Raw genomic sequence first — 14,354 nt, forward strand, 5'->3', positions numbered from 1 at the left:
GTCTTGTTGTGAATAACCGGGGGGCGTGAGCCTCCCGTTTTTCGTTATGCCGGTTCTTGATCAGCGGCAGATTACTTCAGCCAGCCTTTCGCCTGCGCATCTTCCAGATGCTGCTTCAGATAACCCCACAGCGCCGGATTAATATCCTGGATAAAATCGTTACGGCTCAACACCTGTTCCAGTCGAATGCCGTGTTCTACCCAGCTCTGCCCGCCATTATGCAGGTTCATCAGCACTGGCATTACGCGGTCGATCATCAAGGCAAAGCGAGCTTCTGCACTGTCACCGGCTTCGTATTCGTGCCAGAGCGCCAGAAACTGGTCATGCTGTGGTTGCGGTAGCAGACCAAAAATACGTGTGGCGGCCGCCTGTTCCTGTTGCTGAATAGCTTCGCGGGCTTTGAGGTCGTAAACCAGTACGTCACCGGCATCAATCTCCACGATATCGTGAATCAACGCCATTTTGAGTACGCGGGTGATATCGATAGTGTCATCGGCATACGGTGCCAGGCTCATCACGGCGACGGCAAAATGCCAACTGTGTTCTGCGGAGTCTTCCTGACGGTCAGTGCCGATTACCTTGGAACGGCGCTGAACACTCTTGAGTTTGTCGATTTCCATCAGAAATTTGACGACATCGGTCATAGGGCCGAAATCCAGTACGGGTAAAGCAGATGACATCCGTTAACCTCCTGTAATAAAGAGCGGTCATTGTAGGAGATATAGGGGGTGATGAACATGCAAGAATCTCCCCCCGATGCAACGGATTTTTATTTTAGCGTACAGGTGTACACTGGAATAGTTCTCAGTTAATCTGCTCAAAACTTGCTCGGCGCGACAGTCTGTGTGCCGCAGTTACACCGAGTGAGGTAGGTATGGGACAAGAGGTTGGCATGAAGAAAAATGTGGGGGAACCCGGGTATACGCTGGCGGAAGAAATCGCCAACAGCATTAGCCATGGAATCGGTTGTGTGTTTGGGATAGTCGGGCTGGTGTTGCTGCTGGTACAGGCAGTGAACAACGGTGCCACGTCTTTAGCCATTACCAGCTACAGTCTCTATGGCGGTAGCCTCATCTTATTATTTCTTGCATCCACGCTGTATCACGCCATTCCGCATCAACGCGCCAAACGCTGGCTACAGATCTTTGACCATTGCGCCATCTATCTGTTGATTGCCGGAACCTATACCCCGTTTCTGCTGGTAGGGCTGGATTCACCGCTGGCGCGAGGATTGATGATCGCCATCTGGAGTCTGGCGCTACTGGGCGTCATTTTCAAACTGGCGTTTGCACACCGCTTTGAAGTGTTATCACTGATTACGTACCTGGTGATGGGATGGCTATCGCTGATTGTGGTTTACCAACTGGCGATGAAGCTGTCCATCGGTGGGGTGACTCTGCTGGCGATAGGGGGCGCGATATATACGCTGGGCGTGGTGTTTTATGTCTGCAAGCGGATTCCGTTCAATCACGCTATCTGGCACGGGTTTGTCTTAGGCGGTAGCGTATGCCATTTTCTGGCCATTTACCTGTATGTGGGGTAACGGCGCGGTGAGTGCGGTGCGGTAAATTGACGTTGAAGTTGATAATCTCAGGGAACGGTGGCTCCCTGAGTTTTTTCCAGTATCGATTATTCTACGAGAGAATAAGGCAGCGGCTGAATCGCAAGCTGGCTGCTGCCATCGTCGCGAACTCGCAGCACGCTGTCTGCGTCCAGATCGTTATTTAATACTGCCTGAACCCACAGCGTGCCGTCATGCAACTGGCTGCTCGCCAGTACCGTACCGGTGCGCCGCCAGTTATCACCCAGTTTCAGTTCCAGCTCATCACCTACCGCAGGTGTCTGTGCGCCAGAGCCAGACAGCCAGTACAGTGCGCGTTTATTAGCACCACGGTATTTGGCTCGGGCAACCATTTCCTGACCGGCATAGCATCCTTTGGTGAAGCTAATGCCTTGTAGCGCTTGTAAATTGGTGGCCTGCGGAATGAATTGCGCACTGTTAGTACTGTCAATGACGGGGCGGCACGCTTCTATCTCCAGCGCCAGCCACTGGCGGCCATCATTGAGCGTGATCTGTGCTTGCAGTGCGTCGATAACAGCAGCGGCACGTTGTGCATCCAGCACCAACACGAAACGCTCGGCGGGCTGTGACAGGTGCACGAGCGTTGCGCCGGGTTGGTGTACGACAGCGTTATCGGCATCGGGCAGGGTATCAAACAACGCCGCCAGATGATGACGGATGTTGCCACCCGCGGCACCCAGCAACACGACGCTGTCGTCAGCCGTCAGGGTGGTTTTGGAGAACACCGCGTATTTTTTCAGCTCCGCCAGTTGAGAATCGCGTACACTACGGCGCTCCAGATAAGCCAGTCCATCGCCATAATGGAATAAGTGTACCGTGCTCCACATTTTTCCCTTGGCGTCACAGTGAGCACACAGTACCTGCTCACCGGCCTGTAGCGCATTAACGTCAGCCGTGAGTTGCCCCTGAAGGTATTTGACGGTGTCTGGCCCGGTCAGGGTAACCAGCGCCCAGTCGTCCAGCGACATCAGGGTGGCGGGGAGATGAGCAGAAGAAAACAGCGGTTGTTCGGTAAACGGATGAGCCATATTACAATCCTGCGATGCGTAATGTCAGCGAATCATCCAATGGTAAAAGAGCGACAACGGTTTGCAAGCAGTTTAGGCGGTGTTCTGCCATCCGGTCGCTGATTAGCGCGTCTGGTAACATGAATCAGCAAAATGGCGCGAATCGTGCGATACGCAAGGCCACGGTAAAATAGTACAGGCGCTGATACGCGAAAATATGTCAAAGTGTTACTATTGGTTGAAGGGCATCAGGTAGAATAGTTGTGCACTGGCGGTCGTTATCGACCCGCACGGATAACCAGACAGAACAGAGAAGTAGGCGACATGAACATGGACATCAATAACAAAGCACGTATTCACTGGGCGTGCAGGCGTGGAATGCGCGAACTGGACATCTCCATCATGCCGTTTTTCGAGCATGAATACGATACGCTGAGCGATGACGACAAACAGCAGTTTATTCGTCTGCTGCAGTGTGACGATCCCGACCTGTTTAATTGGTTGATGAACCACGGCGAGCCGGGTGATCCCGGTTTGAAGCGGATGGTTTCCCTTATTCAGACGCGAAATAAAGATCGTGGCCCAGTGGCAATGTGATTTACGCGTATCCTGGCGCATGCAGTTGTTTTCGCTGCTAACGCACGGATTTCTGATGCTGATGATCCTGCTGGCTCCCTGGCCGGACGGCTACGCACCGCTGTGGCTCGGGTTAGTGACGCTGGTCGTGTTTGACTTTGTGCGCAGCCAGCGAAGCATCAAATCGCGCCAGGGGGAGATTTCCCTGCGTGGCGATAATCAACTACACTGGCAGCAACGTGACTGGCAGATTGTCCGGCGACCGTGGTTTATGCGCAACGGCGTATTGTTATCGCTACGTGCGGTGGATGGTAAAGGGCAACAGCGTTTGTGGCTGGCGTCAGACAGTATGGGGAGTGAGGAATGGCGGCTGTTACGTCAACAGCTGCAGCAGCCTGCGCTGCATGGAACGGAATCTTCCCGCCATCATTAACGGGCGAACGGTATTCGTGCGATTCAGGCGTGCCAGACACGCCTGAATGTTCATCTGGCCTGATGACATCAAATAACGCGACAGCGCGTCAAAGTAACTCTGCCATTTCCAGCAGGATTTGTTCGCACCATTGCTGAAGACGATCATCGCTCATGTCGTACTGGTTTACCTCATCCAGCGCCAGGCCAACAAAGTGCTTACCGTCTTCGGTGACGGGTTTGGGGCTGGTGAAATCGTAACCCGCCGTTGGCCAGTAGCCAATGAAGCGCACGCCCAGCGGTTTGAGCTGGTCATGCAACATGCCGAGCGCATCCAAAAACCATTCGCCATACCCTAACTGGTCACCCATACCATAGAGCGCGACAATTTTTCCATTCAGATTCAATGTTGGCAATTGCGCCCAGATGGCTTCCCAGTCTTCCTGTATCTCACCAAAGTCCCAGGTGGGGATGCCAAGGATCAGCATCTCGTAGTTTTCCATCTCCTGCGGCGCAACGTCTTTCACGTTATGCAGGTCAACCAGTTCCTCACCCAGAATGTCGCGGATTTTCTCTGCTGCCATTTCGGTGTAGCAGGTGCTGGTGCCGTAAAAAAGTCCTATCTTCATAAGTTGTCTGATCGTGATTGCATCAATAAAAGGCGATATTGCTGTGCGCTTAGCCTAACGGAATAACCTGGGAGCGTACAGGGTGGGGCGGAAGATGAGAGGATGGTAAGCAAGAAAGCAGGGACGACAACAGGGTAAAAGCAGGGATGAAAGCGACGCCTTCATCCCTGTAAGACTTAACCGAGAGACTGGTGACGGGTTTCTTTTGTCAGCAGCAGTGCAATCAGAGTCAGCGAGGCCATGGCGGCGAGGTAAACACCGACATAGAACAGCCCATAATGGCTGGTCAGCCAGGCGGCGATATACGGCGCTACGGATGCCCCCAGAATCGAGGACACATTGTAGGAAAACGAGGCACCGGTATAGCGCACTTCAGTGGGGAACAGTTCCGGCAACAGCGCGCCCATCGGGCCGAAGGTCAGCCCCATCAGGCTCAGGCCGCAGACCAGAAAGGCCATAATCAGCATCTGGTTACCAGAGCCCAGCAGCGACGGGAATGCCATCGCGAAGACCAGCATAATGCAAGTCACGGTGATCATGGTCTTGCGACGACCGACGACGTCGGCCAGATAGCCTGCCACCGGGATCATCAGACCAAAACCGATGACTGCCATCATCAGCATCCACAGGAAGTTATTACGTGGAATGCCAAGCCCAGCCGGTGCTGGGGTGGTGCCGTAGGTCATGGAGTAGACGGTCATGATGTAAAACAGGGTATACGTTGCCAGCATAATGAAGGTGCCCAAAACGGTGGCTTTCACATGCTTGCTCAGCAGGGTACCCAACGGTACACGTACCTGTTTCCCTTCTTTGGCGACTTTGGCAAACACCGGTGTTTCGTGCAATGACACACGTACATACAGGCCGATAATCACCAGCACCGCCGAGGCGATGAACGGCACACGCCATCCCCAACTCATGAACTGCTCGTTAGTGAGCATCCAGGACAGCAGCAGGAACGTACCGTTAGCGAAGAAGAAGCCGATGGGCGCACCCAATTGCGGGAATGAACCGTACAACGCGCGTTTGTGGGCAGGGGCGTTTTCGGTTGCCAGCAGCGCCGCGCCGCCCCATTCGCCACCGAGACCCAGCCCCTGACCGAAACGGGCCAGCGCCAGCAGCAGTGGTGCCATAACGCCGATGGTTTCATAGCTCGGCAGCAAGCCGATTAAGACGGTGGAGATCCCCATGGTCAGCAGCGAGGCGACCAGCGTCACTTTACGCCCGACACGATCACCAAAGTGACCGAATAGCGCAGAACCGATAGGCCGGGCAACAAATGCGATGGCGAAGGTCGCCAGCGATTGTAGCGTAGCGGCGGTCGCATCCCCCTGCGGGAAAAAGATGTGCGGAAATATCAGCACGGCAGCGGTAGCATAAATGTAAAAATCAAAGAATTCGATGGCGGTACCGATCAACGAGGCGACCACCACCTTATTGCGCGAGTTAACTGGCGCTTCTGGTGCTTGAGTATCAATAGTGGATGAGATGGAGGCTTGCATAATTTTTTTGCTTTTTTGTAACACACGGACGCGCATTCTATGCATAGAAAAAAGTTCTTTTCAAACCACGGCGGCGGCTGAAGTCAAGCCTTGTGGTAACAGCATTCCGTGATCTGCATCAATAAGAAAATATAATCCCTTTCATGCTTCGTTTTGCCACAGGATGTGATGAAGTTGAGAATGATTACCGAATTGTACCCCGAACATACTCTGTCAGGCATAATGGCGGGAGAGTATGGTCTGCGGCATGGCAGGAGAGAGAGATGCAGAAACAGGATCAGGCCTTAATCGAGCAGTTTCTGGATGCCTTGTGGCTGGAACGCAACCTGGCGGAAAATACATTGTCGTCCTATCGCAATGATCTGTCCTCGCTGGCGGAGTGGCTGGCGCACCATGACCGTCATCTGCTGGAGGCGCAGCCGTCTGACCTACAGGATTTTCTGGCTGAGCGACTGGAGGGCGGTTACAAGGCCACCAGTTCAGCGCGTTTGCTGAGCGCAATGCGGCGTTTGTTTCAGTATCTGTACCGGGAAAAGCAACGAGCAGATGACCCGAGTGCGCCGTTGTCTTCTCCTAAACTGCCGCAGCGATTACCGAAGGATCTCACTGAAGCGCAGGTGGAAGCGCTGTTGGCGGCACCGGTTACCGATCAGCCGATCGAACTGCGGGATAAGGCGATGCTGGAACTGCTGTACGCGACCGGTCTGCGTGTATCGGAACTGGTGGGGCTGACGATGAGCGATGTCAGTCTGCGCCAGGGGGTGGTGCGCGTCGTGGGGAAAGGCAACAAGGAGCGACTGGTGCCGCTCGGGGAAGAGGCGGTGTACTGGCTGGAGCAGTATCTGGAGTACAGTCGTCCCTGGTTGCTAAACGGGCAGACGCTGGATGTGTTGTTTCCGAGTAACCGTGCCCAGCAGATGACGCGCCAGACGTTCTGGCACCGTATCAAGCACTATGCGACACTGGCATCTATTGACAGCAATAAACTTTCTCCGCATGTTTTGCGTCATGCCTTTGCAACCCACCTGCTGAATCACGGTGCGGATTTGCGAGTGGTGCAGATGTTGTTGGGCCACAGCGATCTTTCCACCACGCAGATTTATACCCACGTTGCGACGGAGCGGTTGAAACAACTGCATCAACAGCACCATCCCCGGGCATGATGCCTCTGGGTCGATAGAATGATAATGGCGGTTTCCGCCTATAATGGATAAGCGCGGCGCTTGCGCCCTGAGAACAGGATAACTCCATGAAAAAACGTGTAATACTCCTTTCGTTGCTGGCGCTGGCTTTCGGCAACATGGCACACGCGGATGACGCCGCGATTAAGCAGACGCTGAACCGTTTGGGAATACAGAACGCGGAAGTGAAAGATTCTCCCATCAGCGGAATGAAAACTCTGTTGACGGAGAATGGCGTGCTTTACATCACCGACGACGGTAAACACCTGTTGCAAGGGCCACTGTATGACGTCAGCGGTAAGGATCCGGTGAATGTCACCAATCATATTCTGAATGATCGTCTGAATGCCCTGAAAGACCAGATGATCGTTTATAAGGCACCACAGGAGAAACACGTCATCACCGTGTTTACCGACATCACCTGCGGCTACTGCCACAAGCTGCATGAGCAGATCAAAGATTACAACGCGCTGGGTATTACCGTGCGTTATCTGGCTTTCCCTCGCCAGGGCATGAACTCTCAGGCCGCGAAAGACATGCAATCCATCTGGTGCGTCGCGGATCGCAACAAGGCGTTTGATGCGGCCATGAAAGGGGATGATGTCTCGCCGGCGACCTGTAAAACGGATATCGGCGCGCACTACCAACTGGGTGTGCTGTTTGGCGTGCAGGGGACACCGGCTGTCGTATTGAGTGACGGCACGGTGGTGCCGGGGTATCAGCCGCCTAAAGAAATGATGGCTATGCTGGAAGCGCACAAAGCCTCGCTGAAATCTGGTGGCTAATTGAATCGAGTGGTTAATCAAGCGTGAATGTTGTTACCCAACTCCGTCGCCGTCCGGTGGCGGAGACGGAGTTACCTGACTCCCTCCCGGCACTATTACGTCGTTTATACGCCCAGCGCGGTGTGAGACAGGCGCAGGAACTGGAGCGCAGTCTGCGCGGCCTGTTGGATTATCGTCTGCTGAGCGGTATTTCTCAGGCCGTCGACGTGTTGTGTCGGGCGCTGGCGGAAGAGCGCCGCATTGTGATTGTCGGTGATTTTGACGCTGACGGTGCCACCAGTACCGCGCTGACGGTGCTGGCGCTGCGCAGTATGGGAGGGCGAGAGGTTCAGTATCTGGTGCCCAACCGTTTCGAAGATGGGTATGGGCTCAGTCCCGAAGTGGTCGCTCAGGCGGCTGCCAAAGGGGCGGAGTTGATCGTTACCGTCGATAACGGCATTTCGTCCCACGCTGGGGTGGATGATGCGCACCGGCGAGGTATCGAGGTGGTGGTGACTGACCACCATTTGCCGGGGGACACCCTGCCAGCGGCAGAGGCGATGGTGAATCCTAATCTGGTGGATTGTGCGTTTCCGTCGAAGGCGTTAGCCGGCGTGGGCGTGGCGTTCTACCTGATGATGGCGTTGCGGGCTCGCCTGCGTGAGTCTGGCTGGTTTACTGAACGCGGGCTGGCCGAGCCTAATCTGGCGGAATTGCTGGATTTGGTGGCGTTGGGGACGGTGGCGGATGTAGTGCCGCTGGACGCCAATAACCGTATTCTGGTCGCACAGGGACTGAGCCGCATTCGGGCCGGAAAATGTCGGCCGGGGATCCGCGCTTTGCTGGAAGTCTCTAACCGCGATGCCGCCCAACTGGTAGCCACTGATTTGGGCTTTGCGCTCGGGCCGCGCCTGAATGCTGCCGGTCGACTGGACGATATGTCCGTCGGGGTTGAGCTGTTGTTGTGCCATGACATCGTGCAGGCGCGGATGCTGGCCAGCGATCTGGATGCGCTCAACCAAAGTCGCCGTGAGATTGAAGCGGGGATGCAGGTAGAAGCGTTGCAGTTGTGCGAACAACTGGAGCGTAGCCGCGATACGTTGCCGCTGGGGCTGGCGATGTACCACCCGGATTGGCACCAGGGCGTGGTGGGCATTCTGGCGTCGCGCATCAAAGAGCGTTTTCATCGCCCGGTGATTGCGTTTGCACCGGCGGGCGACGGCATTCTGAAAGGCTCCGGGCGCTCTATCGCCGGGCTGCACTTGCGTGACGCGCTGGAGCGACTGGATACCTGTTATCCCGGCCTGATGCTGAAGTTTGGCGGTCATGCGATGGCGGCGGGACTGTCACTGGTCGAAGATCGCTTTGACGAGTTTCGCCAGCGTTTTGCCGATCTGGTTGGCGAGTGGCTGGATGCTTCACAGCTCGAAGGCGTGGTGTGGTCAGATGGCGAATTAGCCGTGCCTGAGTTGTCGCTTGGCACCGCTGAAATGCTGCGTGAGGCCGGGCCGTGGGGGCAGGCTTTTCCTGAGCCACTTTTTGACGGCCGTTTTCGCCTGTTGCAACAACGGCTGGTTGGTGAACGCCATCTCAAGGTCATGGTGGAGCCGCTGGGTGGCGGCCCGCTGTTGGACGGTATCGCGTTTAACGTGGATACCGTGCTGTGGCCTGACAGCAGCGTGCGTGAAGTCGAACTGGCCTATAAACTGGATGTTAACGAATTCCGCGGCAAACGCTCGGTACAACTGCTGATAGAGCACCTGTGGCCGCTGTAGCGTACAGACGCTGAAATCGACGCCGGGTTTTCCCGGCGTTTTCTTTTCACCCGGCGGGACATCCCGCTAAAATCGGTAACCCGCTAAAATCGGTAACCCGCTAAAATCGGTAAAAAGCTATAAACCACGGCGTGGATCCGCTACAATTCGCGGTTTACATGCATTCTGTCATCGACAAACAACTATTAAGATCTTACGACCATGTTTGAAATCAATCCGGTAAAAAACCGCATTCAGGACCTGTCTGACCGGACAGCCGTTCTGAGGGGGTATCTTTGACTATGACGCCAAGAAAGAGCGTCTGGAAGAGGTAAACGCCGAGCTGGAACAGCCCGACGTATGGAACGAACCTGAGCGCGCTCAGGCGCTGGGGAAAGAGCGCTCCTCCCTGGAAATGATCGTCGACACCATTGATCAGATGGTTCAGGGGCTGGACGATGTCGCCGGCCTGCTGGATCTGGCGGTAGAGGCCGACGACGAAGAGACCTTTAACGAAGCCATCGCCGAGCTGGATTTACTGGAAGACAAGCTGGGTCAGCTGGAATTCCGCCGTATGTTCTCCGGCGAGTACGATAGCGCTGATTGCTACCTCGATTTGCAGGCCGGTTCCGGCGGCACCGAAGCGCAGGACTGGGCCAGCATGCTGCTGCGTATGTATTTGCGCTGGGCGGAAAGCAAAGGCTTCAAAACCGAAGTCATTGAAGAGTCTGAAGGCGAAGTCGCTGGCATCAAGTCTGCCACTATCAAGATTATGGGCGACTATGCGTTTGGCTGGTTGCGTACCGAAACCGGCGTACACCGTCTGGTGCGTAAGAGTCCGTTTGACTCGGGCGGCCGCCGCCATACGTCGTTCAGTTCCGCTTTCGTGTATCCGGAAGTCGATGACGATATTGATATCGAGATCAATCCTGCCGACCTGCGTATCGATGTGTATCGCGCTTCTGGTGCGGGTGGTCAGCACGTTAACCGTACTGAATCCGCGGTGCGTATTACTCACATCCCGACCAATATCGTGACGCAGTGCCAGAACGATCGCTCTCAGCATAAGAACAAAGATCAAGCGATGAAACAGCTGAAAGCCAAGCTGTATGAGTTCGAAATGCAGAAGAAGAACGCTGAGAAGCAGGCGTTGGAAGACAATAAGTCCGATATCGGCTGGGGCAGCCAGATTCGTTCTTATGTACTGGACGATTCCCGCATTAAAGATCTGCGTACTGGGGTTGAAACACGTAATACCCAGTCGGTGCTGGATGGCGATCTGGACAAGTTTATCGAAGCAAGTTTAAAAGCGGGGTTATAAGGAATCTCATGTCTGAACCACAAAATCAGGGTGCCGAGCAGGCGCTGGATCTTAACAACGAACTCAGAACCCGCCGTGAGAAGCTGGCGGCGTTGCGTGAGACCGGCATCGCTTTTCCGAACGATTTCCGCCGTGACAGCACCGCTGATCAACTGCACACCAGCTATGACGAAAAAGAGAACGAAGAGCTGGAAGCACTGGGTCTGGAAGTGACGGTTGCCGGTCGTATGATGACCCGCCGTATCATGGGTAAGGCGTCATTCGTGACCTTGCAGGATGTCGGTGGCCGTATTCAGTTGTATGTGGCGCGTGATGACCTGCCGGAAGGCGTCTACAACGAGCAGTTCAAAAAATGGGATTTGGGCGACATCCTTGGCGCACGCGGCAAGCTGTTTAAAACCAAAACCGGTGAGCTGTCTATCCACTGTACTGAACTGCGTTTGCTGACCAAAGCGTTGCGCCCGTTGCCGGATAAGTTCCACGGCCTGGCGGATCAGGAAACCCGTTACCGCCAGCGTTATCTGGACCTGATCGCCAACGACGAATCCCGCCATACTTTCCGTGTGCGTTCGCAGATTCTGGCTGGTATTCGCCAGTTCATGGTCGGTCGTGATTTTATGGAAGTCGAAACGCCGATGATGCAGGTGATCCCCGGTGGGGCGTCTGCTCGTCCGTTCATCACCCATCACAATGCGCTGGATATCGATATGTATCTGCGTATCGCGCCAGAGCTGTACCTGAAGCGTCTGGTGGTCGGTGGTTTTGAGCGTGTATTCGAGATCAACCGTAACTTCCGTAACGAAGGTGTGTCGCCGCGTCATAACCCTGAGTTCACCATGATGGAACTCTACATGGCGTATGCGGACTACAAAGACCTGATCGAACTGACCGAATCACTGTTCCGCACGCTGGCGCAGAACGTTCTGGGCACCACTGAGGTGCCGTATGGCGACCAGGTGTTTGATTTCGGTAAGCCGTTCGAGAAGCTGACCATGCGTGAAGCCATCAAGAAATACCGTCCTGAAACCAACCTGGCGGATCTGGATAGCTTCGACGCGGCAAAAGCCATCGCAGAATCTATCGGCATCAAGGTAGAGAAGAGCTGGGGCCTGGGCCGTCTCGTCACCGAGATCTTCGAAGAAGTGGCGGAAGCCCATCTGATCCAGCCGACGTTCATCACCGAATACCCGGCTGAAGTGTCACCATTGGCACGTCGCAACGACCAGAACCCGGAAATCACCGACCGCTTCGAGTTCTTCATCGGCGGACGTGAGATCGGCAACGGTTTCTCCGAGCTGAACGACGCAGAAGATCAGGCGCAACGCTTCCAGGATCAGGTGGCGGCGAAAGATGCCGGTGACGACGAAGCGATGTTCTACGACGAAGACTATGTTACCGCGCTGGAGCATGGCTTGCCGCCGACCGCAGGTCTGGGCATTGGTATCGACCGTATGGTGATGCTGTTTACCAACAGTCACACCATTCGCGACGTGATCCTGTTCCCGGCAATGCGTCCGCAGAAATAAGCCTCACCGCGGTATCCCGGCTCGTTTGCCCGCAGGCAGACGAGCCGTTTTTTTATCTCCCCGTGTTTCCCTCTTTTACGCGCATTATCATCCGACAGGCTCGCCTTGCCGTTGGCGTGGGGGGAATGCTACTGTCGTTTGTCCTGATACGGCATTGCCGTAGCGCATTTATCTCGCTGTATCGGCATAGCAGTCTTGCCAGTAAGGCAAGCAGGAAAGTGGATTCATCGCCCAGCATGAGACAGAGTGAAGAGAGTAAGAAGAGGAATGTATGTTACTGGTGATGTTGAGTGGGTTGTTACTGTCGTTGTCGCTGTGCCTGGACTTGGGCATCGTCAACACCGCCATTATTAATCGTGGTATTCGGGACGGCGCAGGCGCGGCGTTTTTTATTGGGCTGGGATCCTGCTTTGGTGATTTGCTCTATGCGACCCTGTCGGTGTTAGGGATGGCGGTGATCTTTAACTACACCCCAGTACGGTGGCTGTTGTGGATTGGTGGTGGCGGTGTACTGCTGTGGCTGTCATTCAACATGGCACGTAGCGCCTGGCGCGACTATCGCCAGCACCGTGGTTTGGCTATTGAAACCGCGAGCGAGCCTTCATCTGGTGCCTCTGCCCCTGCGCGCCGCCATTTTATCAGCGGAATGGGAATGGCACTGGCGTCACCCAGCGCATTACTGTGGTTTGCTGCTGTGGGCGGGACGTTGATTGCCCAGGCGACGGATGGTTCTGCCAGACAAATTGCGCTATTTCTGGTGGGATTTTTCATTGGCGGCATACTCTGGACGCTGTTTATGGCGGTCTTAATCAAGTACGGGCGTGGTGCGTTAAAAGGCAGGTTGTCGTTTTACTGCAGTGCGGTATCGGCAGTGTTATTCGCGGTGTTTGCCGTGCAGGTGATCGTCAACGGGTACCAAACGCTGCTGATGACAGCGGTGTGAGTCGACCGCTCAAAACACGCGCAATCAAACCGTGTTTTATCTTGCCCGCCAGAGAGATGGCGCTATAATGCCAGTCACTTTCTACGCGGGCGTAGTTCAATGGTAGAACGAGAGCTTCCCAAGCTCTATACGAGGGTTCGATTCCCTTCGCCCGCTCCAAACTCAAGTCTCCTGAAGTATCCCAACTGTAAGTGTGTAAGCACACCCGTTTTAGTTCCATGGGTAATCCCCCCGAAAAACCGGTGTGTTTATAAGTAGAATTTTCTCCTAACCTGAATGCAGGGGGATTTCTATGACCCGAAGGGCAGCGAAGCTCACCGATCACGTTTTACTGACAGTCAGATCATCGCCATTCTCAAACAGGCTGAGGCGGGGACGCCGGTTCCTGAACTGTTCCGGGAGCATGGCATCAGCAGTGCCAGTTTTTATAGATGGCGCTCAAAGTTTGGCGGGATGGATGCCGCACTGATGAGCAGACTCAAAGCGCTTGAAGAAGAGAACCGCCGACTGAAAAAAATGTATGCCGAAGAGCGAATTAAGGCCGAAATTATTCAGGAAGCGATGACAAAAAAGTGGTGAAGCCATCAGACCGAAGCGGATGGCTCTGTATGCAGTAGAACACCGGGGGATCAGTATCCGTCTGGCCTGCCAGGTCTTTGTCATCAGCGAATGTTGCTACCGGTACAGACGCTTACTCAGTCAGGAAAATCAGATAATTGCTGACTGGCTGGTGCGCATCACGGACAGCCAGCGAAACTGGGGTTTCGGTCTGTGTTACCTGTATCTGCGCAACGTGAAAGGCTTTGCCTGGAACCACAAAAGAATTTACCGGATTTACTGCGAACTGTCGCTGAATATGCAGGTAACACTCTGATAATATGGGCTGAACGACAAAATATTATCCTCAATTTTATTCAGCCGGGGAAACCACAGCAGAATGCGTATATTGAGCGTTATAACCGGACAGTGCGATATGACTGGCTGGGGCACTATCTGTTTTATTCGCTGAGTGAGTTACAGGAATACGCCACACAATGGCAATGGTGGGTAGGATCATGGTTCTATAATCATGAACGACCGAATATGGCACTGAATGGCTTCACTCCAATGCAGCATATTCAGCGCTTATCCGATTCTACTCATCTGCCCGGTTAAAAA

General features: G+C 54.5%; 13 protein-coding genes, 1 tRNA gene and 1 pseudogene. 11 read left to right on the forward strand and 4 right to left on the reverse strand.

Annotated elements, in window-relative coordinates:
• Positions 1 to 71 precede the first annotated feature (71 nt).
• Positions 72 to 680: an HD domain-containing protein gene (locus tag FAZ14_RS18820; protein WP_038907054.1), complete on the reverse strand. Its 609-nt coding sequence runs from the start codon at positions 678 to 680 to the stop codon at positions 72 to 74.
• 212 nt (positions 681 to 892) lie between these two features.
• On the opposite strand from FAZ14_RS18820, the gene trhA reads away from it, so the two are divergent.
• Complete coding sequence (gene trhA, locus FAZ14_RS18825) at positions 893 to 1,543, forward strand: PAQR family membrane homeostasis protein TrhA (protein ID WP_016943575.1); 651 nt, start codon at positions 893 to 895, stop codon at positions 1,541 to 1,543.
• Positions 1,544 to 1,629: 86 nt separating this feature from the next.
• On the opposite strand, the gene ygfZ is transcribed toward trhA, so the two are convergent.
• A complete protein-coding gene (gene ygfZ / locus FAZ14_RS18830) occupies positions 1,630 to 2,610 on the reverse strand; it encodes a tRNA-modifying protein YgfZ (RefSeq protein ID WP_153509007.1) in 981 nt (326 codons plus the stop codon).
• Positions 2,611 to 2,919: 309 nt separating this feature from the next.
• On the opposite strand from ygfZ, the gene sdhE reads away from it, so the two are divergent.
• The gene (sdhE, locus tag FAZ14_RS18835; protein WP_016943577.1) at positions 2,920 to 3,186 is read left to right on the forward strand and encodes an FAD assembly factor SdhE; all 267 of its coding nucleotides are present in this window, start codon (positions 2,920 to 2,922) and stop codon (positions 3,184 to 3,186) included.
• On the forward strand, positions 3,167 to 3,598 hold the full coding sequence (locus FAZ14_RS18840; RefSeq protein ID WP_012883372.1) for a protein YgfX: 432 nt from the start codon (positions 3,167 to 3,169) through the stop codon (positions 3,596 to 3,598). The genes sdhE and FAZ14_RS18840 overlap by 20 nt, the downstream gene beginning before the upstream one ends.
• Positions 3,599 to 3,686: 88 nt before the next feature.
• Here the strand turns inward: FAZ14_RS18840 and fldB are convergent, their stop codons facing one another.
• Together fldB and FAZ14_RS18850 are read right to left on the reverse strand one after the other, a co-directional pair.
• Positions 3,687 to 4,205: a flavodoxin FldB gene (gene fldB, locus FAZ14_RS18845; protein ID WP_016943578.1), complete on the reverse strand. Its 519-nt coding sequence runs from the start codon at positions 4,203 to 4,205 to the stop codon at positions 3,687 to 3,689.
• Between the two features lie 176 nt (positions 4,206 to 4,381).
• The gene (locus FAZ14_RS18850; protein ID WP_038925657.1) at positions 4,382 to 5,707 is read right to left on the reverse strand and encodes an MFS transporter; all 1,326 of its coding nucleotides are present in this window, start codon (positions 5,705 to 5,707) and stop codon (positions 4,382 to 4,384) included.
• A gap of 263 nt (positions 5,708 to 5,970) precedes the next feature.
• On the opposite strand from FAZ14_RS18850, the gene xerD reads away from it, so the two are divergent.
• The 8 genes and pseudogenes from xerD (at position 5,971) to FAZ14_RS18890 (ending at position 14,351) form a co-directional block, all read left to right on the forward strand.
• The gene (xerD, locus tag FAZ14_RS18855) at positions 5,971 to 6,870 is read left to right on the forward strand and encodes a site-specific tyrosine recombinase XerD (RefSeq protein ID WP_016943580.1); all 900 of its coding nucleotides are present in this window, start codon (positions 5,971 to 5,973) and stop codon (positions 6,868 to 6,870) included.
• An 86-nt stretch (positions 6,871 to 6,956) separates the two neighbouring features.
• Complete coding sequence (gene dsbC, locus FAZ14_RS18860) at positions 6,957 to 7,673, forward strand: bifunctional protein-disulfide isomerase/oxidoreductase DsbC (RefSeq protein WP_016943581.1); 717 nt, start codon at positions 6,957 to 6,959, stop codon at positions 7,671 to 7,673.
• A 23-nt stretch (positions 7,674 to 7,696) separates the two neighbouring features.
• Positions 7,697 to 9,427, forward strand: coding sequence for a single-stranded-DNA-specific exonuclease RecJ (gene recJ, locus FAZ14_RS18865; RefSeq protein ID WP_153509008.1), 1,731 nt, complete (start codon positions 7,697 to 7,699; stop codon positions 9,425 to 9,427).
• Between the two features lie 201 nt (positions 9,428 to 9,628).
• Positions 9,629 to 10,727 (forward strand): peptide chain release factor 2 gene (prfB, locus tag FAZ14_RS18870; protein ID WP_100224712.1). Its coding sequence is split into 2 segments (ribosomal slippage): positions 9,629 to 9,703 and positions 9,705 to 10,727, totalling 1,098 coding nucleotides; the frame shifts between segments, so codons are not numbered across the junction.
• 8 nt (positions 10,728 to 10,735) lie between these two features.
• Positions 10,736 to 12,253: a lysine--tRNA ligase gene (gene lysS / locus FAZ14_RS18875; protein WP_153509009.1), complete on the forward strand. Its 1,518-nt coding sequence runs from the start codon at positions 10,736 to 10,738 to the stop codon at positions 12,251 to 12,253.
• Between the two features lie 271 nt (positions 12,254 to 12,524).
• The gene (locus tag FAZ14_RS18880) at positions 12,525 to 13,196 is read left to right on the forward strand and encodes a LysE family translocator (protein ID WP_153509010.1); all 672 of its coding nucleotides are present in this window, start codon (positions 12,525 to 12,527) and stop codon (positions 13,194 to 13,196) included.
• An 85-nt stretch (positions 13,197 to 13,281) separates the two neighbouring features.
• Positions 13,282 to 13,355: transfer RNA gene (locus FAZ14_RS18885), tRNA-Gly, on the forward strand.
• Between the two features lie 117 nt (positions 13,356 to 13,472).
• Positions 13,473 to 14,351, forward strand: a pseudogene (locus FAZ14_RS18890) (transposase).
• The last annotated feature ends 3 nt before the right edge of the window (positions 14,352 to 14,354 follow it).

The organism is Dickeya oryzae, from assembly GCF_009372235.1.
GTDB classification, from domain to species: Bacteria; Pseudomonadota; Gammaproteobacteria; order Enterobacterales; family Enterobacteriaceae; genus Dickeya; species Dickeya oryzae.